This window comes from Flavobacterium sp. AK-345 (genome assembly GCF_058310175.1).
Map to the genome: position 1 here is coordinate 1 of NZ_JBZEER010000002.1, position 26,052 is coordinate 26,052.

The following is a 26,052-nucleotide window of genomic DNA, read 5'->3' on the forward strand; positions in this document are numbered from 1 at the left end:
TAACTTTATTTATAAAAGAATTTAAAAAACTTCAAAATAAGATTAGGTAATTCGAATCTAATTGATTTTATTTGGCAAAAAATAACCCCACAATCTATTAAATTCATTCGATGAAATCCTATTCAATTCAAGAAATTAATGAAGTAATTAATGGTGTAATTTATGGCACAACTTCACAATGCATTACAGCAACAGAGCAGCTAGAAAAAGCTACAACTTCAGAAATTTCATTTATAGGAAATAAAAAATATGAAAAATACTGGGAAGGTTCAAAAGCTTCAATTGCAGTTGTAAACGAAGACATTTCAATAGAGCCGGGAGACAATCGTGCTTTTATTAAGGTAAAAAATGCTGATTTGGCTATGTCTCAAATCTTAGCCCTTTTTGCCCCGCCTACTCCAATATTCCATAGCAATATTCACAAAACTGCAACAGTTGACGAAACAGCTATTATTGGTGAAGGAGCAAGAATTGGGGCGGGTTGTTATATTGGTCCAAAAGTAGAAATTGGTGCTAATGCTACCATCTATCCAAACGTGACAATTCTTGATGAATGTACTATTGGTAAAAATACAATTATCTGGTCTGGAACTGTGGTTCGTGAGCGTTGTCATATTGGCAGCGATTGCATTATCCATCCAAATGCAACAATTGGTGCAGATGGTTTTGGTTTCCGTCCTTGCAGTGAAAAAGGCTTGGTAAAAATTCCACAAATTGGAAACGTAATTATTGGAAACGGAGTTGAAATTGGTGCAAATACTTGTGTAGATCGTGGTAAATTTAGTTCAACTGTTCTTGGTGATGGTTGTAAAATTGATAATTTAGTGCAAATTGGACATAATAGTAAATTAGGTAAATTTTGTATCATGGCCGGAAATAGCGGTTTAGCCGGTTCTGTAACTTTAGGAAATGGTGTTATTATCGGCGGAAGCGCATCTATAAAAGACCATACTACTATTGGCGACGGTGCTGTTATTGGTGCTGGTTCTGGTGTTACCGGAGATGTTCCTGCCGGAAAAACCATGTTAGGATATCCTGCAGTAGAAGCTCGTGATGCTTTGAAACAATGGGCTATTTTAAAAAGAATGGTTTGTGATTCTAAAAAATAATCCAAAAACAATTATATAAAAAAAACAGAAGGTGACTTCTGTTTTTTTTTGCTTTATATACAAATAAAAAAAGTTTATTTATAACGCTGGATCAATTATAAAACCTGTGGAGATAGAAAAAAAAATTACCACGGAGAACGCAAAGATTCTAAATATGCTAAATTTAGTAAAAACACATTCCGAAGCCTCGGGACCCAAAGCTTTGCGGACTTAGATTGTGTAAACACAACTTAAATCTTAGTGAACTCTGCGAATCCCGATGGCTATCGGGATTGTGTTCTCTGCGTTAAAAAATGATCAGGGAGGTTAAATTTTATCTACAACATTTAACGTTAATTCATAACGCTTCACATTCAAACCCTAAAATTTTCATCAAAAAAATAATCTCTTTCATAATATCATTATCCGATTCAAATCGTAAAATTCGATCACAATCTTCAAGATCAAAATTCCATTTCGAATTCGGAAATAGGGTATTCAATTTTGGAGCAATTCTTTTTACTTTCGAAGAAGAATTGACATTTGTTTTAAATACTAAAACCATAATTTAAATTGATTTTACTGTTGAGACGTTATTCCAATTTTACTTAGAATTTTAGCATCAATATAAAAAGTCCCAAACGGAATTATACAGGCTAAAAGCACTTTCCATGTCGTATCTTTAAATTTCCAGTTCTGCTCTACTCCTACACTTATTGAATTAAAGATAAAAAGCAAAAATAAAGCGCCATGAATTGTTCCCATAATTCTGGTTAGAAATGGTTCTGCAAAAACATACTTTAAAGGAACTGCAATAAATAATAATATCAATAAAGATGTTCCTTCTAAAAATCCAATAATTCGTAATCTTCCAATGTTTGTTTGAAGTAAATGTTTCATAATTATCTAAAATAAGGTCGGTTTGAAAATGGAGAAAATGGCCAGGGAATGGCAATAAAAATGATCAATAAGGCAACTGAGAACCACAGTAACATTGTTTTAAACTTATCGTTGTCTGCTTTTTTTCTTTTGGCTAGAGCCGAACCAATTGTAATTAAAACAATTCCGGTTAACATCAGGAAAATATGAAGTATTCCAAAAAATGCAGTTTCAGAATTTTGAATTCCTTCTGAAAAATTCTTCCAAAAATATTTCACGATCGGACTTTGTACATAAATTAAAATCCCAAAAATTAATTGAATATGAGCAATTGTCGCCGTCCAGTGTCGAACAGCATTATCAGTTTTGGTAAATAATAATTGAGAGGAATAACCTTTATAAGCCCTGAATATAGAATACAATAAGCTTATTAATACGAGCCATCTAAGAAAAGAATGGCTAATTAAAAGAGTTTGATACATTGTTTTTTGATTTAGACAATGCAAATATATTCAAAAACATACTAATTAGTATGTTATTTGAAATCGAATTTATTTCAAACTATTCAAATAATTCTTAAATTCTTTTAAATAAACAATATAGCAGGAATTATTATCTTGTAATTTTCCAAAATTCCGTATTCCCCAATAACCGGACATTACAAAATAAGCAACCTGTTCGCCATTTACATCTTTCCTTATTAATCCTAATTTTTGAGCATTTATAACAGCTTTTTCAATAGTAATTTTCCATTGATCGACCAATTCAGTCAAGGCTTTACTAAACTGATTATTCCATGGCGTCATTTCCTGCGTTAAATTCCCAACAGGACACCCATATTTTACCTGCAAAAAAGGATCGTCGAGAAGTAAATACGAAATCATGTTATAAAAATCTTCAATTGGATTTGCTGAATTTTCTACTGGTTTTATAAAACTTTCCAGCATTGTAGGTCTTAAAATTTCCTCAATAATAGCAACACCCATTTCATCCTTTGTTTTAAAATGGTAATAAAAAGCACCTTTCGTAACCTGAGTTGTCGCAATAATGTCATCGATACTCGTGGTTTGATACCCTTTTGAATAAATCAATTCAAATGCTTTTTGAAGAATTGTAAGTCGGGTGTTTGCAGCTTTAGACATAAAAAATACCAATTAGTATGAAACAGCAAATTAAGTTAAAAAAAGTGAATTTAGTTTAAAAATTCAAATAGCAACAAATCCCTATGCCTCGGGACTATGTGTTAGAAAAGAGTTTCTTTTGATTTACTTTTCAAACACATAAAATCTATGTTTCTATGCGTTTAATTAAATTTTACGCATTATACCAAACGGATTAATTTATTATGCTAGTTTCAATTGATTTTGTAAATTAGCCAACACTATTTTGTAAAAACCACAATTTCTTATGGATTTAAACTTCAATAAAAACGAAGATCACAATAAATTATTACTTTCTGAATTAAAACAAAGATTCACCAAAATAAAATTGGGCGGAGGAGAAAAACGTATTGAAAAACTACATGCCGAAGGCAAAATGACAGCACGTGAACGTATCGCCTATTTGCTTGATGAAAATTCAAAAAGTATTGAAATTGGAGGATTTGTTGGAGACGGAATGTATGCTGAACATGGCGGCTGCCCTTCTGGCGGAGTTGTCATTAAAATAGGATATATTCGAGGAAAACAATGCATTGTAGTAGCCAATGATGCTACTGTAAAAGCCGGAGCCTGGTTTCCTATTACAGGAAAAAAGAATCTTCGTGCGCAGGAAATTGCCATGGAAAACAGATTACCTATTATCTATTTAGTGGATAGTGCCGGGGTTTATTTACCGCTTCAGGATGAAATTTTTCCTGATAAAGAACACTTTGGCAGAATCTTTAGAAACAATGCCCAAATGAGCAGCATGGGAATTACGCAAATTGCTGCCGTAATGGGAAGCTGCGTTGCCGGAGGAGCTTATTTGCCTATTATGAGCGACGAAGCCTTGATTGTAGATAAAACCGGAAGTATTTTTCTTGCCGGAAGTTATCTCGTAAAAGCGGCCATTGGAGAAACTATTGATAATGAAACTTTAGGCGGAGCAACAACACATTGCGAAATCTCCGGCGTGACAGATTATAAAGCAAAAGACGATAAAGACGCTCTTGATAAAATAAAAAATATTGTAGATAAAATTGGCGATTTTGATAAGGCTGGTTATAGCCGAATCAAAGCTGAAAAACCCGCTCTTGAACCAAAAGATATTTACGGAATTCTGCCAAAAGCCAGAAACGAGCAATATGATATGATGGAAATTATCAATCGTTTGGTTGATAATTCTGAGTTTGAAGCTTATAAAGATGGCTATGGTCAAACTATTATAACTGGTTATGCCCGAATCGACGGCTGGGCTGTTGGAATTGTTGCGAATCAAAGAAAAGTTGTAAAAACCAAGAAGGGAGAAATGCAGTTTGGTGGTGTAATTTATTCTGATAGTGCTGATAAAGCAACACGTTTTATTGCTAATTGTAATCAAAAGAAAATTCCGTTGGTATTTTTACAAGATGTTACCGGTTTTATGGTTGGGTCAAAATCTGAGCATGGCGGAATTATAAAAGATGGTGCCAAAATGGTAAATGCAGTTAGTAATTCAGTAGTTCCAAAATTTACTGTAATCGTAGGTAATTCATACGGTGCAGGAAATTATGCCATGTGCGGAAAAGCTTATGACCCGAGATTAATTTTTGCCTGGCCAAGTGCGGAACTTGCTGTTATGGGCGGAACTCAGGCTGCAAAAGTATTGGCACAAATTGAAGCTTCTTCGCTTAAAGCAAAAGGAGAAATCGTAGACGAAACCAAAGAAGCTGAATTATTCAATAAAATAAAGGCACGTTACGACGAACAAACTTCGCCTTATTATGCGGCATCAAGATTGTGGACAGATGCCATTATCGATCCGCTAGATACACGTACCTGGATTTCAATGGGAATCGAAGCTGCCAACCATGCTCCTATTCAAAAACCATTTAATTTAGGCGTTATTCAGGTATAACTTTTTAGTTTTTTTTCAAATGCGTAAAAAAATAATGCATAATTTATTTTAAATCTCTAAAAAACAACTATCTCATTAAAAATTAGTAACTTAGTGTGTAATTTTTAATCAGCGTAGTATCATGGAAAATGTAAAAAGTTTAAATAAATGGGCCAATTCGCACACTTATTTACCAGTAGATTTAGTACGTATTATATTGGGTATTTTTTTATTTATGAAAGGAGTTTCATTTGTAACGAATGTCCAGTATTTACATGATTTGATTTCTCCTATTGATCGTTTTGGCGGCGGAATGTTTCTTTTGCATTACATCGCACCAGCTCACATGATTGGCGGGATTATGATTGTTTTTGGCTTGCTAACCCGTTGGGCAATAGCTGCTCAGTTACCAATTTTATTTGGAGCTGTCCTTGTTAATTTTATGGGACACATGCATTCTCAAAGCTTAATTTTGGCAATAGCTGTATTATTACTTTGTATTTTCTTTTTGATTTATGGAGGCGGAAAACATTCAGCCGATTATTATTTCAAAATGCAGCAATAACACGATTTATCCTCGACTTTTTACATTTGTTGGGGATAGATATGTCTTCTTTTAACATTAATTAGCATTTTAAAGTTTCGTTTATTGTATTTTATGAACTAATTTCGCCAGCATGAATTGGATTCGTAAAACAATTATTTTTGTATCACTTTTGATCATCACTTTATTTGCTTTTCAGGCAAGTGAAGCTGGTGTACCAAAAAATGAAAATAAAAAAACGAATCCTGCCTTTTCAGTAGAAAATGTTGACACATCAGAATTTATACAACCACAAGCCAGTTATCATTTTGCGGCTAATATAAAAACAAGCCAGTCAGTTTTAATTAAATGGTTTGAAACTTTATTGATGACAATTCCCGGTCATCAGGTTGTAAAATCAACAACAAATTTTGCCAATCAATTCTCAAATCAGAGTAAGAAAATATCTTTATTGCTCTATCCCTTCCATTATTTCTGGTAATTAAATTAATGAAACTTATCGGGAAGAATATCTTCTTCCAAAATTAATCAGGCCGTTTTCAACAACGAAAACAGTTTGTTATTTCATGTAATTTAATTCAAATTTAAAAACATAATGGATACAAGTGTAACTATAATTGGTATTGTGATTGCGATCATAGTAGCCATTCCGGTATATTTTTCTGCACGAACAAGTGCTGCAAACAAATCAAAGATCTTAAATATCAAAAAGAAATTCAATCCGGTAAATCCGGAAGATTTTGATTTAACAGAATCTCAAAGCAATAAAACGCTGACGATTGATCAAAAAAACAGAAAATTTATTTTAATGAATTTCAATCCCAATAAACAAGAATCAACGTTTGTAGATTTAAAAACGGTTTCATCCTGCAAATTAATTCCAACTACTGACGGAAATTCAGATACAATCTTAAAAATTGATTTCGAGTTTCAGGAAAAAGAAACATCAAAAAAAATCACGATTCCATTCTACGATTTTGACGACGACAGAATTAAGCAAATAAGTGCTTATCAAGATCATCAGTTTGCAAAAAAATGGCTTAAAATCATTCAGGATTCTATTTAGTGTTAGTTATTTAATTCAGTAAAAAGAGGCTCATTTTGAGTCTCTTTTTTTTTACGATAAATATGACATTTATCATTTTATATTTTAAGCCTGTTAATTAATTTTGATAGTCCAAAAATGTACTCTTATGAAGATTTCACTGATCCAAAAATACAATGTCCCTGGTCCAAGATATACGAGCTATCCAACTGTTCCGTATTGGAACGAAGCTGGTTTTAGCCAGGAAAAATGGATAGAATCGTTTCAGAAAGCTTTTTCAGAAAGCAATTCAGAAAACGGAATTAGCTTGTACATTCACTTGCCTTTTTGCGAAAGCATGTGTACTTTTTGCGGATGCAACAAACGTATTACAAAAAATCATTCAGTTGAAGAAACTTATATAAAAGCGCTGCTAAAAGAATGGAGCCTTTATTGCAGACTACTTCCGGAAAAGCCCTTAATAAAAGAGATACATTTAGGCGGAGGAACACCAACATTTTTCTCAACAAATAATTTAGAACATCTTATAAATGGCATTTTTTGTTTTGCCAATAAGGCAGAGAATTACGAATTTAGTTTTGAAGGACATCCAAATAATACAACTTACGAACAACTTAAAAAACTATATGATTTAGGTTTTCGCCGGGTAAGTTTTGGTGTTCAGGATTATGCAGAAAAAGTACAAAAAGCAATTCATCGTATCCAGCCTTTTCACAATGTTGCAAAAGTAACTTTTTGGGCAAAAGAAATTGGATACACTTCTATAGGTCACGATATTATATTCGGACTGCCATTTCAAACAATTGAAGATGTTGTGGATACGGTTGAAAAAACAAATTCATTAAAACCAGACCGATTAGCATTTTATAGCTATGCACACGTGCCATGGATAAAAGGAAATGGTCAGCGTGGATTCAATGAAGAGAATCTTCCTAAAGATGCCGAAAAAAGAAAACTATACGAAATAGGAAAACAAGTACTTTCTAAAAATGGTTATCACGAAATTGGAATGGATCATTTTGCATTACAATCAGATAGTTTGTATAAAGCATCTCAAAACAAAAAACTCCATAGAAATTTTATGGGTTATAGCGCCTCAAAAACACAATTAATGATTGGTTTGGGTGTTTCATCTATTAGCGATAGCTGGTACAGTTTTGCGCAAAACACTAAAAACCTGGAAGATTATTATCAATTATTAGAATGGGATAAATTGCCTGTTGTAAAAGGACACATTCTTGATAATGAGGATTTGATTATTCGAAAACATATTCTAAATCTAACATGCGAATTTGAAACTTCATGGAGCAATGAAAACCTTTATTTTAAAGATCTTGGCAATGTAATTTCAGATTTAAAAGAAATAGAAAAAGACAACTTAATTGTGATTGAAGAAAATAAAATTAAAATTACAGAAGCCGGAAGACCTTTTGTACGCAATATTTGCATGGCTTTTGATTTACATTTAAAAAGAAAATCTCCAGAAACAAGCTTGTTTTCTATGACGGTTTAGATTTAGTGACAATTAGGCACTTGCTGCACAAATAAACTCATATTTGATGGAGATAAATACGGAATTCCAAGCCCTAAACCTCTAAGAATAAATAAAACACCAATAATCACAGCAACATAAGGAATTGCTTTTTGTATTTTATTTCTAAAAGACATTTTTAATAAAGAATGTAAATATACTACCACCGTCATTAAAGGAATGGTACCTAATCCGAATAAAAGCATGTACAAAACTCCATAACCGGCACTTTGCATAGCTATTGCTCCAAATAAAGCTACGTAGACCATTCCGCATGGCAAAAAACCATTTAAAAGTCCTATTATAAAAAGCGATTTATAACTTTTGTTTTTAAAATGACTTCCTAAATTAGATTTGATTTTTGAAATGAGCTTATAAACGGGTTTCGAAAAATTGTATTCTGAAAATATTTTTTCCGGAATCAAAACAACGATTATCATCAATACTCCAATAAAAATAGACATTTTTTGTTGTAACCCCGCCAGAAAGAAACCTCTACCTAGTAATCCAAAGATTAACCCAATTGTTGCATACGCTGTTAAACGTCCAATATGATAGGTAACAATTTGAGTTGTTTTCTTTACTTCATTTTGATGATCTACAGGTAACATCATGGCAATTGGACCACACATTCCTATACAGTGAAAACTACTAATTAGTCCGAATATGAAAGCAGAATACAACATTTTTCGTCTTATTAATTTACATAAACTACCTCTTTTGACAAGTATTTTTTTCCATCATACTGCCATTCCATATTAACATCCCAGCGGCCTTTGATGAGTTTGTTTTTAGGAATTAATAATGAAGATTTTGTTAAAGCGATTGGCGTATTAAAATCGAATTTTTTGTTTGAAGGTCTGTATAATAATATGTTTCCTTTTATTTTATCACTTTCAAATTTTACAGGAAAAATTATTTCTACTCCGTCCTCAACATATTTTATAGTTGGTCTTTGCTGTAAATCATGTGCATTTTGAATTCGGGCCATTTCATCCTGAAAATGCGAGTCATGTTTGTAATATTCTTCTACAACCAAATCATTATCATATTTACTATTTGACTGTACTTCAAAAACAAAATATAGAATAAAGGTCATAAATAACCCAAATGCTATCACTATTCCGGTTCCCCAATTTATTTTCATGGTATTATTTTTTAATTAAAACTTCGCGGTCCTAAAAAGTTTGTTGTGTTGGTTTCAAGCAGCTCATTTCCGTTATAAACACCTATTTTTACTTTGGTTTTATCACTTTCTAAAATAGCCTGATCAATTTCTATAAAAAGAGTTCCTTGCGAAATTCCTTCTTTTATAATTTTAAAATGCTCACTACCAACATTTTTAATATCTCCTTTTTGATCAATCAATTCAAAATGAATATCATTATAATCCTTCATTGTTTTATTGACAATTTTATAGGTGTACACATTACTAATTTTATCGCCTTTATGTTGAAAAAGCTGTCCTGGCAAACGTAAAATAATAGCCTGAACATCGGCACGTAAAAAAAGCATTCCAACAAAAACACTCAATAAAACAAATAAAACTGCAGTATAACCTTTCATTCTGGCAGTAAACTTAAAAGGTTCCTTTTTTGCAATTTCATCTTCAGATGCATAACGAATAAGTCCTTTGGGCAAACCAACAGAATCCATTATAGAATCGCATTCATCAATACAAGCAGTACAATTTGTACATTCTAATTGTGTTCCGTTTCTAATATCGATTCCCATCGGGCAAACATGCACACACTGATGACAATCAATACAATCTCCTTTTCCGGTAGTAGCTCTGTCTTCCTTTTTATTAAACTTGGCACGTCCTTCTTCTTTTTCACCTCTCACAAAATCATACGCGACGTTTATCGATTTATTATCTAAAAGTACACCTTGCAATCGGCCATAAGGACAGGCAATAATACAAACCTGTTCGCGAAACCAGACAAAAACAAAATAAAAAACACCTGTAAAAATTAGTAACGCAATAAAATTACTGGCTTGCGCAATAGGTCCTTGCTCAATCATTAAAAACAAAGTATCACTTCCTACCAAATAAGCAAGAAAAACATTGGCAATACCAAAAGAAATCAGAAAAAAGATAGTCCATTTAATGACTCTTTTTCGAATTTTTTCTGCATTCCACTCTTGTCTTGACAAACGCAGCTGTGCACCACGATCACCGTCGATCCAATATTCTATTCTACGAAAAACCATTTCTAAGAAAATAGTCTGCGGGCAAATCCACCCACAAAATATTCTTCCAAAAACAACTGTAAACAATATTATAAAAACAATACCAACGAGCATTGAAATTACAAAAAGATAAAAATCCTGTGGCCAAAATGGAAAACCAAAAATATTAAAACGACGTTCCAAAATATTGAACATCATAAATTGGTTTCCGTTTATTTTTATAAATGGATTAGCAACTAATATTGCCAATAGCACATAACTAACCCATTTTCGATAATCATAGAATTTACCAGACGGTTTTTTAGGAAAAATATATTTTCTCTTACCACCTTCGTCAATAGTTCCAATGGTATCTCTAAATGCTTCGTCTGGTAAATTTGACATGACTTATTATTTTTTAACTTCTGTACTATCAGCTGGTTTTCCATTTGCTATATCGGGGTGCGGAGCGTTTTCATCAACCCAAACTTCCCCTTCTGCTTCTTTTGGATCTTTTGGATTACTTCCTTGTAAAGACAAAATATAACTGGCTACTTTTTGAATTTCTTTAGGTTTTAAGGTTCCTTTCCATGAAATCATCCCTTTACCATCACGGCCTCCATTTGTTATAGTATGAAACAGGTTTTTAATTCCGCCTCCTAAAATCCAACGATCATCTGTTAAATTTGGTCCGATTTGTCCTCCACCGTCAGCTCTGTGACAAGCAGCACAATTTGTTGTAAAAATTTCTTTTCCTGCATCTAAATTTTCTTTATCCGTAAGCAAAACAACTGTTTTTTCATCCATTAAATCAGGTGCGGTTTTAAGATATTCATCAACATCAATTTTCGCCTGAGCCATTTCTTTTTTAAGCTCCATTTCCTGATCATCAGCACCAAAAACATCATAACGGGCAACATAAATTACTCCAAAAATAATGCAGGCATAAAACAGATAAACCCACCATGGCGGCAAATTATTATCCAATTCCTTAATTCCGTCATAATCATGATCCATTAGCAAAGCCCCCTCATTTTCGATAGGCTGCGTTTTAGTAAGCTTATGCATTAGGTCTTTGTACCAGGTACTTTCTTTTAGACTTAAACTGTTTTCATGGTCTGCCTGAGCCTTTTCTTCCGGTGACATTAATTGATACATCACACGATTTACAGCACTTAACGTAATTTCAATTGCAATAAGGATGAAGAGAAATACAAATAAAAAAACTGAAACCATTGGGTATTTTATAAAAGCAGCTCTGTCACCTGAATCTATAAAATATTCCATCAATCCAAAAACGATGAAGAAAATCACCGGTACTCTTACATATACTGGGAAAAATTTTTTCATTTTAAATATCTTTTGAAATTAAACTACTTCCTTCATCTAAAGGTATTTGACTCATCTCCTTAATTTTTTCTTTTTTATATGTAAAGACCCAAAGACCTAAGAATACAAAAAAGAAGAAAAATATCAGCAGAGAGAGAATCGGGTAAATTTCGATACCCGATATATTCTCCATATTGTGTTTTATTTGTTCGAACATAATATTATTATTATTTAGTCTCTTTTACTTTAATATCTGTTCCAAGTCTTTGTATATATGCAATTAAAGCAACAATTTCTCTTTCATTCATCGGAACAAATTTTTCTCCTCTTGCAGCAGCATTTTTCTTGCTTTCCTCGTAACTTTTTACAAAATCAGGATCGTTTTCTAAGTTTTTCTCGATTGATATTGCCTGAGTTCTTAATGTTTGCTGCGCATTTGAAATTTCAGATTCAGAATACGGAACACCTAAAGAAACCATTGCCTGCATTTTCTTTTGAGTTAAAGAAATGTCCATTGGTTTATTATCAAATAACCATTTATAACCTGGCATGATTGAACCTGCAGAAATACTTTGTGGATTCCAAAAGTGGTTAAAATGCCAATTGTCATTATATTTTCCACCAATTCTCAACAAATCAGGACCTGTACGTTTTGATCCCCAAAGGAATGGATGATCGTATACAAATTCACCTGCTTTTGATTGTGGCCCATAACGCTCCACTTCACTTCTGAATGGTCGAACTGATTGTGAGTGACAGCCTACACAGCCTTCTCTTATATATAAATCACGGCCTTCAAGTTCTAATGGAGAATAAGGTTTTACACTTGAAATAGTTGGAATATTAGATTTTACCATAATTGTTGGTACAATCTGAATTACACCTCCAATTAAAATAGCAATGGTAGCCAAAATGGTCAATTGAATTGGTTTTCTTTCTAACCATGAATGGAATTTTTCTCCATTTATTCTGCCACTGCTTATTCTTTGTAATGCCGGAGCCTGAGCTAATTCATCTTCTACAGTTTCACCAGCTTTAACTGTCATGATAATATTGTAAACCAATGTAAGCATACCAACTAAATACAAAGTACCTCCTATTGCTCTCATCCAGTACATTGGCATGATTTGCGTAACGGTTTCAAGGAAGTTTCCGTAAGTCAAAGTACCATCAGGGTTAAATTGTTTCCACATTGAAGCTTGAAGAAATCCTGCAACATACATAGGTAATGCATATAATATAATTCCTAATGTACCAATCCAGAAATGGAAATTAGCCAATTTAGTAGAGAATATTTTACTTTTTGTCATTCTTGGAACTAACCAATAAATGATACCAAATGACATGAAACCATTCCATGCTAAAGCTCCAACGTGTACGTGAGCAATAATCCAGTCTGTATAGTGTGCAATAGCATTTACATTTTTTAACGAAAGCATAGGGCCTTCAAAAGTTGCCATTCCGTATCCGGTAATTGCTACTACGAAAAACTTTAAAACCGGTTCTTCACGCACCTTATCCCACGCACCTCTTAAAGTTAAAAGTCCGTTGATCATTCCTCCCCAAGATGGCGCGATCAACATTATAGAAAATGCTACTCCTAAGTTTTGCGCCCAGTTTGGTAAAGCTGAATATAATAAGTGGTGTGGTCCTGCCCAGATATAAATAAAAATCAAAGACCAGAAATGTATAATTGATAAACGATAAGAATAAATTGGTCTATTGGCTACTTTTGGAACAAAGTAATACATTAAACCTAAAAATGGTGTCGTTAAGAAAAATGCAACAGCATTATGTCCGTACCACCATTGTACAAGCGCATCCTGAACTCCTGCGTAAACTGAATAACTTTTAAGAGCAGAAACCGGAAGTTCGATATTATTGAAAATGTGTAAAACAGCAACTGTTACAAACGTCGCAAGATAAAACCAAATAGCCACATACAAATGACGTTCTCTACGTCTTAACATTGTACCTATCATGTTGATTCCCATTACTACCCAGATTAACGCTATGGCTATATCAATTGGCCATTCTAATTCCGCATACTCTTTTGAAGAAGTATATCCTAAAGGTAAAGTAATAGCAGCGGCAACAATAATAAGCTGCCATCCCCAGAAGTGCAAATTACTTAAAAAATCGCTAAACATTCTGGCTTTTAGCAATCGCTGTAACGAGTAATACATACCCGCAAAAAATGCATTTCCAACAAAGGCAAAAATAACCGCATTGGTGTGCAAAGGTCTTAAACGACCATAACTAAGCCAGGAGATCCCATCTGTCATGTTGGGAAAAAGGTACATAACCGCCAGGGTTAGCCCCACTAACATACCCACAACTCCAAAAAGGATAGTGGCGTAAATGAATTTTTTTACAATTTTGTTGTCGTAATAAAACTGTTCCATTTCCATAATTATACTTGTTTTTCTTCGGTTGGTGAAATATTATTTTTTGAAGTAATTTTGGTCTCGTCATCAAAAAGCATTCTGACCGAGGGTGTATAATCATCATCATATTGTCCCGATTTTACAGCGACAATAAAAGCAATAAAGAAACAGATTGCGACAAAAATACTTACTGAAATTAATAGATAAATGACACTCATACCCTAAATTTATGTTAACAAAATTAATAGGTAACAGGCTTGTAAAATATGATAATTATCATGATTGAAAAGATATACTAAAAGTAGGAAAAATTACCTTATTATTATTTATAATTATTTTAAATTACTATCACTGAAATAGTTAGACATAAAAGTCACAAAACTTACAATCGTAATTGTACTTAATGGCATAATAATAGCCGCGACTAAAGGAAGTAAATTGCCAGTAACGGCAAAAGATAAACCAACAACGTTGTACAGCAATGATAAAGTAAAACTCATCTTGATTATTGAAATTGATTTATGCGATAATTTCAGGAAATAATCGAGTCGCGAAAATTCGCCTGCATCTAATATTGCATCACAAGCCGGAGAAAAAACATTGACATTTTCTGAAATAGAAATTCCAACATTACTTTGCGCCAAAGCACCGGCATCATTTAAACCATCCCCAACCATCATCACATTCTGCCCCTTTTCCTGGAGTTTCTTTATAAAATCAAGTTTCTGCTCTGGTTTTTGGTTAAAAATCAGCTCTGTATTTTTAGGCAAAATGGCTTCGAGATTTTCTCTTTCTCCATCATTATCACCTGATAATACTTTGATTTGATATGTTTTACTAAGTTCTAAAAACAACTCTTGCAGACCTTCCCTATATTGGTTTTTAAACACAAACCTGCCATAATAAACATTATCAATTTTAATATGAAGTGAAGTTTTTTCAATTTCTGATGTATCTGAAACCGAATTCCTGACAAATTCAGCAGAACCAATCTGAATTTGTTTATTCTGGATTATTGCCTGGATTCCTTTTCCGGTTATTTCCTGAAAATCATCTGTTTTAATTTTCTTTGTTTCCGGTAAGAAATCATATAACATTCTGCTTAAAGGATGATTTGAAGCCCGAAGTACATTTTTGATAAGCACATTATTTTCTTCAGAAATTAAATCTCCTTCATACGTAATATTGGCTTTTTTATTTGTTGTAATTGTTCCTGTTTTATCAAAAACTATCGTGTCAACTTTTGCCAATTGTTCGATTACCAGAGCATTTTTCAGGTAAAATTTTCGCTTTCCTAAAATTCTCAGAATATTTCCAAAAGTAAATGGCGCCGTAAGAGCCAATGCACAAGGGCATGCTACAATAAGTACCGCAGTAAAAACATTAAAAGCTATATTGGCATCAATAAATATCCAATAACCAAAACCTGCAAAAGCAATTAATAATAATATTGGTGTAAAATATCGGCTAATAACATCTGTAATGGTCTTATGTTTTTGATCTACATTTTTTTGAAAGATTTCATTACTCCACAATTGTGTCAGGTAACTTTGTGAAACCGAATGCAAAACTTCCATTTCGATAATTTTACCAATTTGCTTTCCTCCTGCAAATATTTTATCTCCCGATTTTTTAGTTATCGGAACTTCTTCTCCTGTTACAAAACTATAATCGATCTCGGCTTTTTCACTAATCAAAATTCCATCAACGGGAATTAATTCCTGATTTCTGATTAATAAACGATTACCTTTTAAAATATCATATATAGGAACGCTTTCTTCAGAAATATCCTGATTAATTCTGGTAACTGCAATAGGAAAATAGGATTTAAAATCTCTTTCGAAACTTAAAAAGCTATAGGTTTTAATTTGAAACATCTTTCCGAGCAGCATGAAGAAAACCAAACCTGTTAAGCTGTCAAAAAAGCCAGGACCATAATCCATAATCATATCAAAAGTACTTCGGATAAACATGACAATAATCCCTAAAGCGATAGGAATATCAATGTTTAACATTTTAGCTTTAATACTTTTATAGGCAGAAACATAATAACCACTTGCGGAATATAAGAAACTAGGCAATGACAGAATAAAGATTAAAGCTCTAAAGAAAGGTTTATAATTGTCGAGCCAAAACTCTTTTATTTCAAAATATTCAGGAAATGACAATAACATTATATTTCCGAAGCAAAAAAATGCAACTCCTAATTTATAAGTTAGCGTTCTGTCAATATTGCTTTTTCCTGTTTCGTAATTTTCTAAACTAATATAAGGCTCATAGCCTATTGAACTTAGCAAATACACAATTGTTTTAAGAGAAACAATTTCTGAGTTATAGGTAATTCGAACTCGTTTTTCGGGAAAATTAACCTGAGAAATACTTATTCCTGACTGTAATCGGTTTAGGTTTTCAAGAATCCAAATACAAGAACTACAATGAATGTGAGGGATGTTTAATGACGCAATGGCTGTGTTTCCTTCTTGAAATTCGAGGACTTTTGATAAGATGGCTTCATTATCAAGGAAATCATATTTGCCCTGAATATCTTGTGGAGTAGCGCCAGGGGATTTTTCAAAATCATAATAGCAGGTTAAATCATTAAGACTAAAAATTTCGTAAACTGTTTTACAGCCATTACAACAAAACTTTTTTTCATCAAAATTGATTTCTTCATTTTTATCTATGGTCAAGCCACAATGAAAACAACCTTGCTCGTTCATAATTTGTTTTTTTTAACTTATGCAAAGTTTATAAATTGCAAAAGACTATAAATATGACATTTATCATAGTTTAATAAATTATGATTCTAATTTAGTAAAATAAAAAAGGCAAATTACTGCCGTACATTTTTTATTATTTTTTTTATCGAATAATTATGTAATTAGATACTAATATTGGTTAATTTTGCATAAAATTTCTTGTCATGAGTAAATGTGACCAATGTATCGTACGCCAGCTTACTTCTTTACAAGCCTTAAATAAAGATGAAGTCATTAAACTTGCCAATAGCAAAACTACTTATATCATTAAAAAAGGAGATGCTATTTTTGAGGAAGGTGAAGTAACCAATGGTGTTTTTTGTGTTAAGGATGGAGTTGGAAAACTTTCAAAGCTGAGCGCCAACGGAAAAGACCAAATTATAAAACTCGTTAAATCTGGAGAACTTTTAGGGCAGCGTTCTATGATTAGTAACGAACCTGCTAATTTAACTGCAAAAGCTGTTGCTGATATGGAAGTTTGTTTTATTCCAAAATCTGAAATCATTGGCTTTTTTAATAACAATAATCAGTTTTCTATGAAGTTGATGCAATCTGTTTGTGAGGATTTGAAAGAATCTGAAAACGATAAAATTGCATTGGTACAAAAAACCGTAAAACAAAGATTGGCAGAAACATTGCTTTATTTACATGATTTTTATGGAGAAAACGCTGATAAAACATTAAAAATACAACTTACCAGAGAAGAATTAGCCGGTATGATCGGAACTGCTACTGAAAGCTGTATTCGTTTATTGTCTGATTTTAATAAATTAGAATTGATAGAATTGGTTGGTAAAAAAATTGTTCTTAAAAATGTAAAAGCATTAAAAAAAATAGCTGAATAATCAGAGTTTTTTAGCTTCATTCCAAAAAACATCCATTTCTGCAAGTGTCATATCCATTAAAGGTTTTCCTAATTCACCTGCTTTACTTTCAAGGTATTGAAAACGTTTAATAAACTTTTTATTTGTTCGCTCTAAAGCATCTTCAGGATTTACATTTAAAAATCGGGCATAATTAATCATGGAGAATAATACGTCTCCAAATTCAGCCTCTATTTTATCCTGATCGCCGGCAGTAACTTCTGCTTGCAGTTCTTGTAGTTCTTCCTGAACTTTATCCCAAACCTGATGTGGTTCTTCCCAATCAAAACCCACGCCCTTTACTTTATCCTGAATTCGGCTTGCTTTTACAAGTGCAGGCAAACTTCTTGGAACTCCTTCTAAAACAGATTTTTTACCTTCCTTTAGTTTTAGTTTTTCCCAGTTTTGTTTTACTTCTTCTTCATCTTTTACAACCGTATCACTATAAATGTGTGGATGACGGTGAATTAGTTTTTCGCAAATTTCATTACAGACATCCGCGATATCAAAATCATTGGTTTCTGAGCCTATTTTTGCATAAAAAACGATATGCAGCAATAAATCTCCTAATTCTTTTTTTACTTCATTTAAGTCATTGTCCAAAATAGCATCTCCTAATTCATAAGTCTCTTCAATTGTCAGATGTCTAAGGGTTTGCAAAGTCTGCTTTTTATCCCAAGGGCATTGTTCGCGCAACTCGTCCATAATAATTAATAATCTCTCGAAAGCCTGAAGTTGAAGTTCTTTACTCATTTTGATGTTTTTTTGGGTTGTAAACCTAATATTGTAAAAGTAAAAAATCCTGTTAAGAAAACTCTTAACAGGACTAGTATATTTAATTGAAGATATTTACTATTCTTCTTTTTTTGCTTTTGCTTTTTTTGCAGCCGGAGCTTTCTTTGGTTTTTCTTCAGCAACTGGAGCTTTTTCAGCAGTTTCAGCGGGAGCCGGAGCTAAATCTGTAACTAAACCTTTTGCCTGAAGTGTATTATACCAGTTTAATACTTTTTTAATATCTGAAGGATAAACTCTTTCTTCATCAAAATCCGGTAAAATTTCTTTAAAGTAAGCTGTTAATGCAGCATTATCTTCTTTGTGCGAAATCGCCTGACCATTTTTCTCTTTCTTCGCAATAATTTGCATTACTTCTGTTAAAGGTTTTTCTCCTTCGTAAGTGTAAATTGAGATTTCAGATAATAAACTTACATTACTTTTTAAGTTTACTGTAATTTTTTTTCCGTCAATTAATGATTCTGCCACAAAACCTGTACGAGTTTGCACTTTCAATACATATAAGCCTGGTTTCCCAGAAATGGCTAAAATTTTCTCTAAATTCATGTTTATTAAAATTAGTATTAAGAATTTCTTTTTTGTTTAATGTTCTTCTTTAAGAACATCGTTTTTATCTTCCTTTTTTTGCAGCTGCAAACTTCATTCTATATTCCTGAAAAGTTTTACCTTCAGTTATATTTTTCAATTTCTTTTGAATCAAACGCTTTTTCAAAGAAGATATTTTATCTGTAAACAAAACACCTTCAATATGATCGTATTCGTGTTGAATAACTCTTGCAATCAATCCGTCAAAAACTTCGGTTTTCATTACAAAATCTTCTTCACAATATTCAATTGTAACAGTTGGTTTTCTGTAAACATCTTCACGAACATCCGGTATACTTAAACAGCCTTCGTTAAAACTCCACTCCTCACCTTCTTCTTTAACAATTTTAGCATTGATAAAAGTTTTCTTGAAACCTTTAAGCTCTTTTTGCTCTTTTGTCGATACATCTTCATCATCGCTAAAAGGCGTCGTATCAATAACAAACAAACGAATCGCTATACCAACCTGGGGTGCAGCCAGACCTACGCCATAAGCGTTGTACATGGTCTCGTACATGTTTGCTATTGTTTCTTTTAAACCGGGATAATCTGGCGTAATTGCCTCACCCACTTTTCTTAAAACAGGATCACCATATCCTACAATTGGTAAAATCATTACTCTTAATTTAAGTATTATCTACTGAAAAACGTTGAAATTTATTCTTATAATTCAGTTGGCAAAAATAGTAAAAAATAGTCAATGAATAATTCTAAACACAGATTAATCTCATTTTTGCTTTATGACCAAAAACTCATCCATAATTATGCCAAAGTAATTCGTACAATTCTTACCTTTGCTAGTAAACCTGATTATATGTACGAACGTATCACAAAATTCACCAACAGCACTTCTTTTTTAAATGCTTCAAAAGTAACTATTGCTTCTGTTGTTCCTGTTTTAATTTTGAATTTTCTGGGATATTTCGAACTTGGTTTCACCATTGCTTTAGGCGCTTTTTTTACGTATCCAAGTGATATTCCGAGTACTTTAAAGCATAAAATCAAAGGACTGATTGTTGCATCTTTTATTGTTTCTGGTGTTAATTTATTGGTCAATTTTGCTTATCCGTATCCGTTTTTATTTTATCCTTTTTTAGCCTTATTGCTTTTTTTATGTTCGATGATTTCTGTTTACGGGCAAAGAGCAACTTTAGTATCTTTTTCTGCTTTACTTTCTATTTCGTTATCATTTGGGCATTTACATCAGGGTTGGGAAGCTATTGAATATTCTGGTCTTATTTTTATTGGATGTATTTTATATCTAATAGTATCACTTGTTTTTCATTTTGTGCAACCTTATAAGTATGTTGAATTGCAGATTGCCGAAGGTATTAAATTAACGGCAAAATATTTAAAATTAAGAGGTGATTTATGGAGTCCCGAAGCTAAAAGAACCGCCATTATTGAAAAACAATTAGCGCTTCAGGTAGAATTAAATTTAATTAATGAAGATTTAAGAAAGGTACTTATTGGAAATCAAAATACTTCTGCAGCCACAAGCCAGAACAGAAAAATGTTACTTGTTTTTATTACTTTGATCGAAATTCAGGAATTAGCATTATATACCTCATTTGATCATAGTAAACTTCATGAAAAATTTGACAAGCATCCGGAAGTTTTACGCACCTATCAGAATGTCGCTTATAAACTGGCTTCGACCTTAAAAAAACTTTCTAAAAATGTACATCACATTGCCGTTTATGTTGACAAACATGATTTGAAAAATGAGCTTGACGCACTTGAATTTGCCATTTTTGATTATGAAAAAACATTAGGAAAAGAAGCAGCTGCCGAAGGTGTTTTAATGTTAACCAACATGCTTAAATATGCAAAAAATCAAGTTGGAAAAATCAAGACTATTCAAAGGGCATTTTCGCTCGCGATGCAATCTTATAAACTAAAAGACAAGGACAAAGAACTGGAAAAATTCCTCACGCCTCAATATTACCCGTTTCGAACATTGGTAGAAAATATGAGTTTTTCATCTTCAATTTTCAGGCATTCGTTACGTTTAACGATTACTATTTTGATTGGTTTTATTGTTGGAAAATTTCTTCCTTTTCAAAATGTTTACTGGATTTTGCTAACTATCGTTGTAATTATGCGACCTGGTTATGGCTTAACAAAAGAAAGATCTTATAATCGAATTTTCGGAACAATTTTAGGAGGATTACTCGCTTTCGGAATTGTTTCATTGGTTCAGAATCATGTTGCACTGAGTATTTTTTCTATTGTTTGTATGCTACTCGGAATTTCATTTACACAAATCAATTATAAAATAAGTGCCACTTTTGTAACTATGTATGTGGTTTTTATTTACGGAATTCTAACACCAAATGTTGTTGAAGTTATTCAGTTCAGGATATTAGATTCGCTTACAGGAGCTGTTTTAGCCTTTTTGGCCAATCAGTTTTTATGGCCGGCATGGGAATTTATAAATACACCAATACATATTGAAAATTCTATACGTTCTAATAGAAATTACTTAAAAGAAATTGCTGATTTCTATAATAAAAAAGGAGAAGTTCCTACTTCTTACAGATTAGCCAGAAAACATGCCTTTGTTGAAATTGGAAATTTAATGACTTCGTTTCAACGTATGATGCAAGAGCCAAAATCAAAACAAAAAACAATGCCTTTGGTGAACAAATTAGTAGTTTTAAATCATTCCGTACTTTCTGCATTGGCTTCTTTATCAACTTATATTCAATCACATCAGACAACTTCTGCCTCAGAATCGTTTAATTATATTATAAAAACCATTCTATCAAATCTTGATCATTCTATTTCAATTTTAAAAAATGAAGCTATTGTAACGGATACTTTTTTTGATAAAGAAGATGTGACTTTGCAATTTGAAGAACTAAAACGCATCAATTTTAATCGTTTGGCTACAGATGATGAACTTGATAAAGAAACGCGTCAGGCTAAAATGCAGGAAGCCTCTATGGTTATCGAACAATTAATCTGGATGAGCAATCTTGCTGAGAAAATTTTGAAAAACACGAAAGATCTTAAAACGACAAATCCAGATTAATTCATCTGGATTTGTTGTTTATATAAGAATTAAAATATCTTAATTATTCAATTTTAAAACTTCAGAGGTATGCTGTCTGATTTCTTTTAAAAGCTCTGGTTTATCATTTAATGTTTTCCCGTAAGAAGGAATCATATTTTTCATTTTAGCTTCCCATTCCGGTGTTTTAATTTGGTTGGTAAAACATCTGCTAATTAAATCAATCATAATCGAAACTGCTGTTGAAGCTCCTGGAGAAGCTCCTAATAAAACTGCTAAAGTTCCGTCATGTGTATTAATTACTTCTGTTCCAAATTCTAAAACTCCACCTTCTTTTTCGTCTTTTTTAATAACCTGAACACGCTGCCCCGCTCTTTCTAATTTCCAATCCTTAGAGCGTGCCGTTGGTAAATATTCACGAAGTGCATTCATTCTGTCTTTTGGAGACTGACGAACCTGCTCTATCAAATATTTTGTTAAAGGTATATTGTGATATCCCGCTGATAACATCGGAATTAAATTGTTTGCTTTTATAGATAACGGTAAATCAAGATAAGATCCGTTTTTCAAGAAACGTGTCGAAAATCCTGCAAAAGGTCCAAAAAGAAGTGCTTTTTCGCCATCAATTACACGCGTATCAATATGCGGAACCGACATTGGAGGAGCACCAACACTTGCTTTTCCGTATACTTTTGCCTGATGTTTTGCTATAACTTCCGGATTGGTACATTTCAACCATTGCCCACTTACCGGGAAACCGCCGTAACCATTTCCTTCAGGAACATTTGCTTTTTCTAATAATGGCAATGAACCACCGCCTGCTCCAATAAAAACGAATTTAGTATATGCTTTACGTTTTTGACCGGTAGACAAATCAGTAATTTTAATTCGCCATAATTTATCTTCGCGTTGTTTTAGTTTTTGAACCTCATGGTTGAAGTGTAAAGAAACACCATCCAGTTTCTCTAAATAATTAAACATGCTTCTGGTTAATGCACCAAAATTCACATCGGTACCAATAGCCATATGTGTGGCAGCCAATTTTTCATTAGCTTCTCTTCCTTCCATTACAAGTGGCATCCATTCTTTTAATTGCTCAAAATCAGTACTAAATGTCATTTGAGAAAAAATTGGATTGCTTTGTAAAGCTTCAAATCTCTTTTTAAGATATTCTACATTTTTATCTCCCCAGACAAAACTCATATGAGGAACACTTTTTATAAAATTATCAGGAGACGGAACTTTGTTTTGCTGTACTAAGTACGCCCAGAATTGACGTGAAACCTCAAATGATTCTGCTATACTTATTGCTTTTTTAGGGTCAATACTTCCATCAGCTTTTTCGGGAGTGTAATTTAATTCACAAAAAGCAGAATGTCCTGTTCCTGCATTATTCCAGGCATCAGAGCTTTCGGCAGCAGCGACATCTAGTCTTTCGTAAATTTCAATTTTTATATCAGGTTGCAGCTCTTTCAAAATTAATCCGAGAGTTGCGCTCATAATTCCAGCTCCAATAAGCACTACTTCACTATTGGAACGTATTGTATTGTCAGGCATAACAGTAATTTATTTTTAAAGTGCAAAGGTAATTTTTATAATTGCAAAAAAAAACTAAAATAGCATGATAAAAGTTATGTTTTTCTAAAAATTAAAACATCATAAGATTATGATTAAAAAAAACTAAAATCGTTTTGAAGAAAGGTAATCCTGAAGCATTATTGTAGCAGAGATTTCATCAATTAAACCTTTGTCCTGACGTTTCTTTTTGCTCAGGCCGCTATCTATCATCGTTTGAAACGCCATTTTTGAAGTAAAGCGCTCGTCTACACGAACAACTTTCATATCCGGAAAAATATTCGAGAAATGAGTTACAAATCCTTTGACTATTGAAGCACTTTCTGAAGGCTGACCATTCATTTGTTTTGGTTCTCCAATTAAAACAGCTTCGACTTTTTCTTTTGCAAAATAATCTTTCAGAAAATCAATTACAGTATTAGTTGGAATCGTAGTTAAACCCGACGCTATTATTTGCATTTCGTCAGTAATAGCAATTCCTGTTCGTTTTTGTCCGTAGTCTATAGAGAGAATTCTTGGCATTTTTTAATTTTTATCAAAGATAAGTTATTTTAGTTTTTTTTTCGAATTCTCGGCAACCAGAAAAAATATAAATTTAAATTCATAAAAAATCCGCTTTGAAAACTCAAAACGGATCCTTTTCCCAAATATTTAAAAACCTAAAAATTCAAATATCTAAAACCTAAAAAAATATTATCTATTAAATAAACGTTTAAAAAAACCTCTTTCTTCTTCCTCTTCCTCGATATGCTGTTCTTCATACTGAGCAAATTTTGCATGACCTTTTTCATGTTCAAAAATCAACTCTTTGATGTATTCTACGTAGCTTTTCTTTTTTTCTTCCAAAAAACCAATTAAATATTTTTCGCTAAATTCTACTCCGCTTGCCGCTTCAATTTGCAGTAATTTTTTATACAACGGCTCAATATGCAAGGCAACAACTTCCTGTGGAACGGCTTGTCTTCTTGCGAAGTAATTTACAATTACATCATTTTCATCACGCGAAATCTCAAAATCAGTAATTACCCAATAATACCTTCCAGATTTGGCTAAGTTTTTTACAATTGCATGAAAGTTTTTTCCGTTTTTTAGATTTTCCCAAAGCACTTTAAAAATCACTTTTGGCATATCCGGATGGCGTATAATATTGTGTGGCTGCCCCATTAATTCATAATCTTCGTACCCCGAAACATCGACAAATACTTCATTGGCGTATTCTATAATACCAAATGCATTTGTTTTACTCATAATAACCTGAGTTTTGTCCCACGAAACTTCTTTATCTATAATAGTTCGCTGTTGTCTCTGAAGTTGATTTTCCTGATTCATATGTATGTAAATTTGTTTCTGGATTGGCATTTAATAATTCATTTAATGTTTGAATTATGCGGCGAAATTAAGTTGAAGGAAAATCACAAAACCTGACTTATGTCATATTTTGATATTAAAAAAACTTTTAGAGGTTGTTTATAACTTTTATCAACTGAAACAAATCGTAATATTTATCAAATTAAAAACAAAAAGTTACATCTGTAACATTTTCAAAGGTTTTTACTTTTTTGCTTTTACCCAAATACGCTATCTTTGCAAAAAATTAAAACTTATGAATTCTTTACAGACTATAATTGAACAAGCTTGGGAAAACAGAGCTTTATTACAAGAAACAGCAACAACTGATGCTATTAGAGAAGTTATTGAATTGGTTGATGCAGGAAAATTACGTTGTGCTGAACCAGTTGGTGACAAATGGCAGGTAAACGAATGGGTAAAAAAGGCTGTTGTAATGTATTTTCCAATTCAAAAGATGGAAACATGGGAATCTGGTATTTTTGAATATCACGATAAAATGTTGCTAAAAAGAAATTATGCTGAAAAAGGAATTCGTGTAGTACCAAATGCTGTGGCACGTTACGGAGCTTACATTTCAAGCGGTGTGATTTTGATGCCAAGTTATGTAAATATTGGTGCATATGTAGACGAAGGGACCATGGTTGATACCTGGGCTACTGTTGGTAGTTGTGCTCAAATTGGTAAAAATGTACACTTAAGTGGCGGAGTTGGAATTGGTGGAGTTTTAGAACCTCTTCAGGCTGCTCCGGTAATTATTGAAGACGGTGCTTTTATTGGTTCTCGTTGTATTGTTGTAGAAGGTGTGCATGTTGGTAAAGAAGCTGTTCTTGGTGCCAACGTTTGTTTAACCGCATCAACTAAAATTATCGATGTAACTGGTGACGAACCTGTTGAAATGAAAGGTTTTGTTCCTGCGCGTTCTGTTGTAATTCCTGGAAGCTACACTAAAAAATTCGCTGCCGGAGAATTTCAAGTTCCTTGTGCTTTGATTATCGGTACTCGTAAACCATCTACGGATTTAAAAACTTCATTAAACAATGCACTTCGTGAGTACGATGTTGCTGTATAAAAGTTTAAGATAAAAGAAAATTTACATTTTAATAATCCAAATTCCGGTCAATA

The 26,052-nt window shown here is 32.7% G+C and carries 27 protein-coding genes; 9 read left to right on the forward strand and 18 right to left on the reverse strand.

Annotation, left to right across the window (positions count from 1 at the left end; all coding sequences use genetic code 11):
• Positions 1-110 precede the first annotated feature (110 nt).
• The gene (gene lpxD / locus AC4FQ3_RS04255) at positions 111-1,109 is read left to right on the forward strand and encodes a UDP-3-O-(3-hydroxymyristoyl)glucosamine N-acyltransferase (RefSeq protein ID WP_491181011.1); all 999 of its coding nucleotides are present in this window, start codon (positions 111-113) and stop codon (positions 1,107-1,109) included.
• Positions 1,110-1,446: 337 nt separating this feature from the next.
• Here lpxD and AC4FQ3_RS04260 read toward each other — a convergent pair whose 3' ends face one another.
• The 4 genes from AC4FQ3_RS04260 to AC4FQ3_RS04275 form a co-directional block, all read right to left on the reverse strand.
• Positions 1,447-1,653: a hypothetical protein gene (locus AC4FQ3_RS04260; protein ID WP_302095442.1), complete on the reverse strand. Its 207-nt coding sequence runs from the start codon at positions 1,651-1,653 to the stop codon at positions 1,447-1,449.
• Positions 1,654-1,667: 14 nt separating this feature from the next.
• A complete protein-coding gene (locus tag AC4FQ3_RS04265; protein WP_491181012.1) occupies positions 1,668-1,988 on the reverse strand; it encodes a DUF3817 domain-containing protein in 321 nt (106 codons plus the stop codon).
• 2 nt (positions 1,989-1,990) lie between these two features.
• The gene (locus AC4FQ3_RS04270; RefSeq protein ID WP_491181013.1) at positions 1,991-2,449 is read right to left on the reverse strand and encodes a hypothetical protein; all 459 of its coding nucleotides are present in this window, start codon (positions 2,447-2,449) and stop codon (positions 1,991-1,993) included.
• Between the two features lie 69 nt (positions 2,450-2,518).
• A complete protein-coding gene (locus tag AC4FQ3_RS04275) occupies positions 2,519-3,109 on the reverse strand; it encodes a TetR/AcrR family transcriptional regulator (RefSeq protein ID WP_491181014.1) in 591 nt (196 codons plus the stop codon).
• Between the two features lie 265 nt (positions 3,110-3,374).
• Here AC4FQ3_RS04275 and AC4FQ3_RS04280 point away from each other — a divergent pair, with 265 nt between their 5' ends.
• From AC4FQ3_RS04280 to hemN, 5 genes are all read left to right on the forward strand, one after another.
• Positions 3,375-5,003, forward strand: coding sequence for an acyl-CoA carboxylase subunit beta (locus AC4FQ3_RS04280; RefSeq protein ID WP_073393600.1), 1,629 nt, complete (start codon positions 3,375-3,377; stop codon positions 5,001-5,003).
• A gap of 121 nt (positions 5,004-5,124) precedes the next feature.
• Complete coding sequence (locus tag AC4FQ3_RS04285) at positions 5,125-5,547, forward strand: DoxX family protein (protein WP_491181015.1); 423 nt, start codon at positions 5,125-5,127, stop codon at positions 5,545-5,547.
• A gap of 112 nt (positions 5,548-5,659) precedes the next feature.
• The gene (locus tag AC4FQ3_RS04290) at positions 5,660-6,007 is read left to right on the forward strand and encodes a hypothetical protein (RefSeq protein ID WP_491181016.1); all 348 of its coding nucleotides are present in this window, start codon (positions 5,660-5,662) and stop codon (positions 6,005-6,007) included.
• A 114-nt stretch (positions 6,008-6,121) separates the two neighbouring features.
• A complete protein-coding gene (locus tag AC4FQ3_RS04295) occupies positions 6,122-6,592 on the forward strand; it encodes a hypothetical protein (protein ID WP_042564204.1) in 471 nt (156 codons plus the stop codon).
• 127 nt (positions 6,593-6,719) lie between these two features.
• Positions 6,720-8,084, forward strand: a complete 1,365-nt coding sequence (gene hemN, locus AC4FQ3_RS04300) for an oxygen-independent coproporphyrinogen III oxidase (RefSeq protein ID WP_491181017.1) — start codon at positions 6,720-6,722, stop codon at positions 8,082-8,084.
• Between the two features lie 2 nt (positions 8,085-8,086).
• On the opposite strand, the gene AC4FQ3_RS04305 is transcribed toward hemN, so the two are convergent.
• The 8 genes from AC4FQ3_RS04305 to AC4FQ3_RS04340 all read right to left on the reverse strand — a co-directional run bounded on the left by AC4FQ3_RS04305 (position 8,087) and on the right by AC4FQ3_RS04340 (position 16,710).
• Positions 8,087-8,788 (reverse strand): sulfite exporter TauE/SafE family protein, encoded by a 702-nt coding sequence (locus AC4FQ3_RS04305; protein ID WP_491181018.1) that lies wholly within the window; start codon positions 8,786-8,788, stop codon positions 8,087-8,089.
• Positions 8,789-8,799: 11 nt separating this feature from the next.
• Positions 8,800-9,249 carry a FixH family protein gene (locus AC4FQ3_RS04310; protein WP_042564201.1) on the reverse strand — a complete coding sequence of 150 codons (450 nt, stop codon included), beginning with the start codon at positions 9,247-9,249 and terminating at the stop codon, positions 8,800-8,802.
• Between the two features lie 11 nt (positions 9,250-9,260).
• Complete coding sequence (gene ccoG, locus AC4FQ3_RS04315) at positions 9,261-10,679, reverse strand: cytochrome c oxidase accessory protein CcoG (RefSeq protein ID WP_491181019.1); 1,419 nt, start codon at positions 10,677-10,679, stop codon at positions 9,261-9,263.
• Between the two features lie 6 nt (positions 10,680-10,685).
• Positions 10,686-11,624, reverse strand: a complete 939-nt coding sequence (locus AC4FQ3_RS04320) for a cbb3-type cytochrome c oxidase N-terminal domain-containing protein (protein ID WP_491181020.1) — start codon at positions 11,622-11,624, stop codon at positions 10,686-10,688.
• Position 11,625: 1 nt separating this feature from the next.
• Positions 11,626-11,820 carry a CcoQ/FixQ family Cbb3-type cytochrome c oxidase assembly chaperone gene (locus AC4FQ3_RS04325; protein WP_491181021.1) on the reverse strand — a complete coding sequence of 65 codons (195 nt, stop codon included), beginning with the start codon at positions 11,818-11,820 and terminating at the stop codon, positions 11,626-11,628.
• A 10-nt stretch (positions 11,821-11,830) separates the two neighbouring features.
• Positions 11,831-14,014: a cytochrome-c oxidase, cbb3-type subunit I gene (gene ccoN / locus AC4FQ3_RS04330; protein WP_073393585.1), complete on the reverse strand. Its 2,184-nt coding sequence runs from the start codon at positions 14,012-14,014 to the stop codon at positions 11,831-11,833.
• A 2-nt stretch (positions 14,015-14,016) separates the two neighbouring features.
• On the reverse strand, positions 14,017-14,208 hold the full coding sequence (ccoS, locus tag AC4FQ3_RS04335) for a cbb3-type cytochrome oxidase assembly protein CcoS (protein ID WP_042564196.1): 192 nt from the start codon (positions 14,206-14,208) through the stop codon (positions 14,017-14,019).
• A gap of 114 nt (positions 14,209-14,322) precedes the next feature.
• Positions 14,323-16,710: a heavy metal translocating P-type ATPase gene (locus tag AC4FQ3_RS04340; RefSeq protein WP_491181022.1), complete on the reverse strand. Its 2,388-nt coding sequence runs from the start codon at positions 16,708-16,710 to the stop codon at positions 14,323-14,325.
• Positions 16,711-16,913: 203 nt separating this feature from the next.
• Here AC4FQ3_RS04340 and AC4FQ3_RS04345 point away from each other — a divergent pair, with 203 nt between their 5' ends.
• A complete protein-coding gene (locus AC4FQ3_RS04345) occupies positions 16,914-17,594 on the forward strand; it encodes a Crp/Fnr family transcriptional regulator (RefSeq protein ID WP_042564194.1) in 681 nt (226 codons plus the stop codon).
• Here AC4FQ3_RS04345 and mazG read toward each other — a convergent pair whose 3' ends face one another.
• The 3 genes from mazG to def all read right to left on the reverse strand — a co-directional run bounded on the left by mazG (position 17,595) and on the right by def (position 19,605).
• A complete protein-coding gene (gene mazG, locus AC4FQ3_RS04350) occupies positions 17,595-18,365 on the reverse strand; it encodes a nucleoside triphosphate pyrophosphohydrolase (protein WP_302095428.1) in 771 nt (256 codons plus the stop codon).
• 99 nt (positions 18,366-18,464) lie between these two features.
• Complete coding sequence (locus tag AC4FQ3_RS04355) at positions 18,465-18,950, reverse strand: DUF5606 family protein (protein WP_042564192.1); 486 nt, start codon at positions 18,948-18,950, stop codon at positions 18,465-18,467.
• Positions 18,951-19,014: 64 nt separating this feature from the next.
• On the reverse strand, positions 19,015-19,605 hold the full coding sequence (def, locus tag AC4FQ3_RS04360; protein WP_042564191.1) for a peptide deformylase: 591 nt from the start codon (positions 19,603-19,605) through the stop codon (positions 19,015-19,017).
• Between the two features lie 198 nt (positions 19,606-19,803).
• Between def and AC4FQ3_RS04365 the strand changes: the two genes are divergently transcribed.
• On the forward strand, positions 19,804-22,026 hold the full coding sequence (locus AC4FQ3_RS04365) for an FUSC family protein (protein ID WP_491181385.1): 2,223 nt from the start codon (positions 19,804-19,806) through the stop codon (positions 22,024-22,026).
• A gap of 39 nt (positions 22,027-22,065) precedes the next feature.
• On the opposite strand, the gene AC4FQ3_RS04370 is transcribed toward AC4FQ3_RS04365, so the two are convergent.
• The 3 genes from AC4FQ3_RS04370 to AC4FQ3_RS04380 form a co-directional block, all read right to left on the reverse strand.
• The gene (locus AC4FQ3_RS04370) at positions 22,066-23,562 is read right to left on the reverse strand and encodes a malate:quinone oxidoreductase (RefSeq protein WP_491181023.1); all 1,497 of its coding nucleotides are present in this window, start codon (positions 23,560-23,562) and stop codon (positions 22,066-22,068) included.
• A 123-nt stretch (positions 23,563-23,685) separates the two neighbouring features.
• On the reverse strand, positions 23,686-24,102 hold the full coding sequence (gene ruvX / locus AC4FQ3_RS04375; protein ID WP_073393573.1) for a Holliday junction resolvase RuvX: 417 nt from the start codon (positions 24,100-24,102) through the stop codon (positions 23,686-23,688).
• Positions 24,103-24,273: 171 nt separating this feature from the next.
• Complete coding sequence (locus AC4FQ3_RS04380; protein WP_302095424.1) at positions 24,274-24,909, reverse strand: PAS domain-containing protein; 636 nt, start codon at positions 24,907-24,909, stop codon at positions 24,274-24,276.
• Between the two features lie 274 nt (positions 24,910-25,183).
• Here AC4FQ3_RS04380 and AC4FQ3_RS04385 point away from each other — a divergent pair, with 274 nt between their 5' ends.
• A complete protein-coding gene (locus AC4FQ3_RS04385; RefSeq protein ID WP_302095423.1) occupies positions 25,184-25,999 on the forward strand; it encodes a 2,3,4,5-tetrahydropyridine-2,6-dicarboxylate N-succinyltransferase in 816 nt (271 codons plus the stop codon).
• Positions 26,000-26,052: the final 53 nt, after the last annotated feature.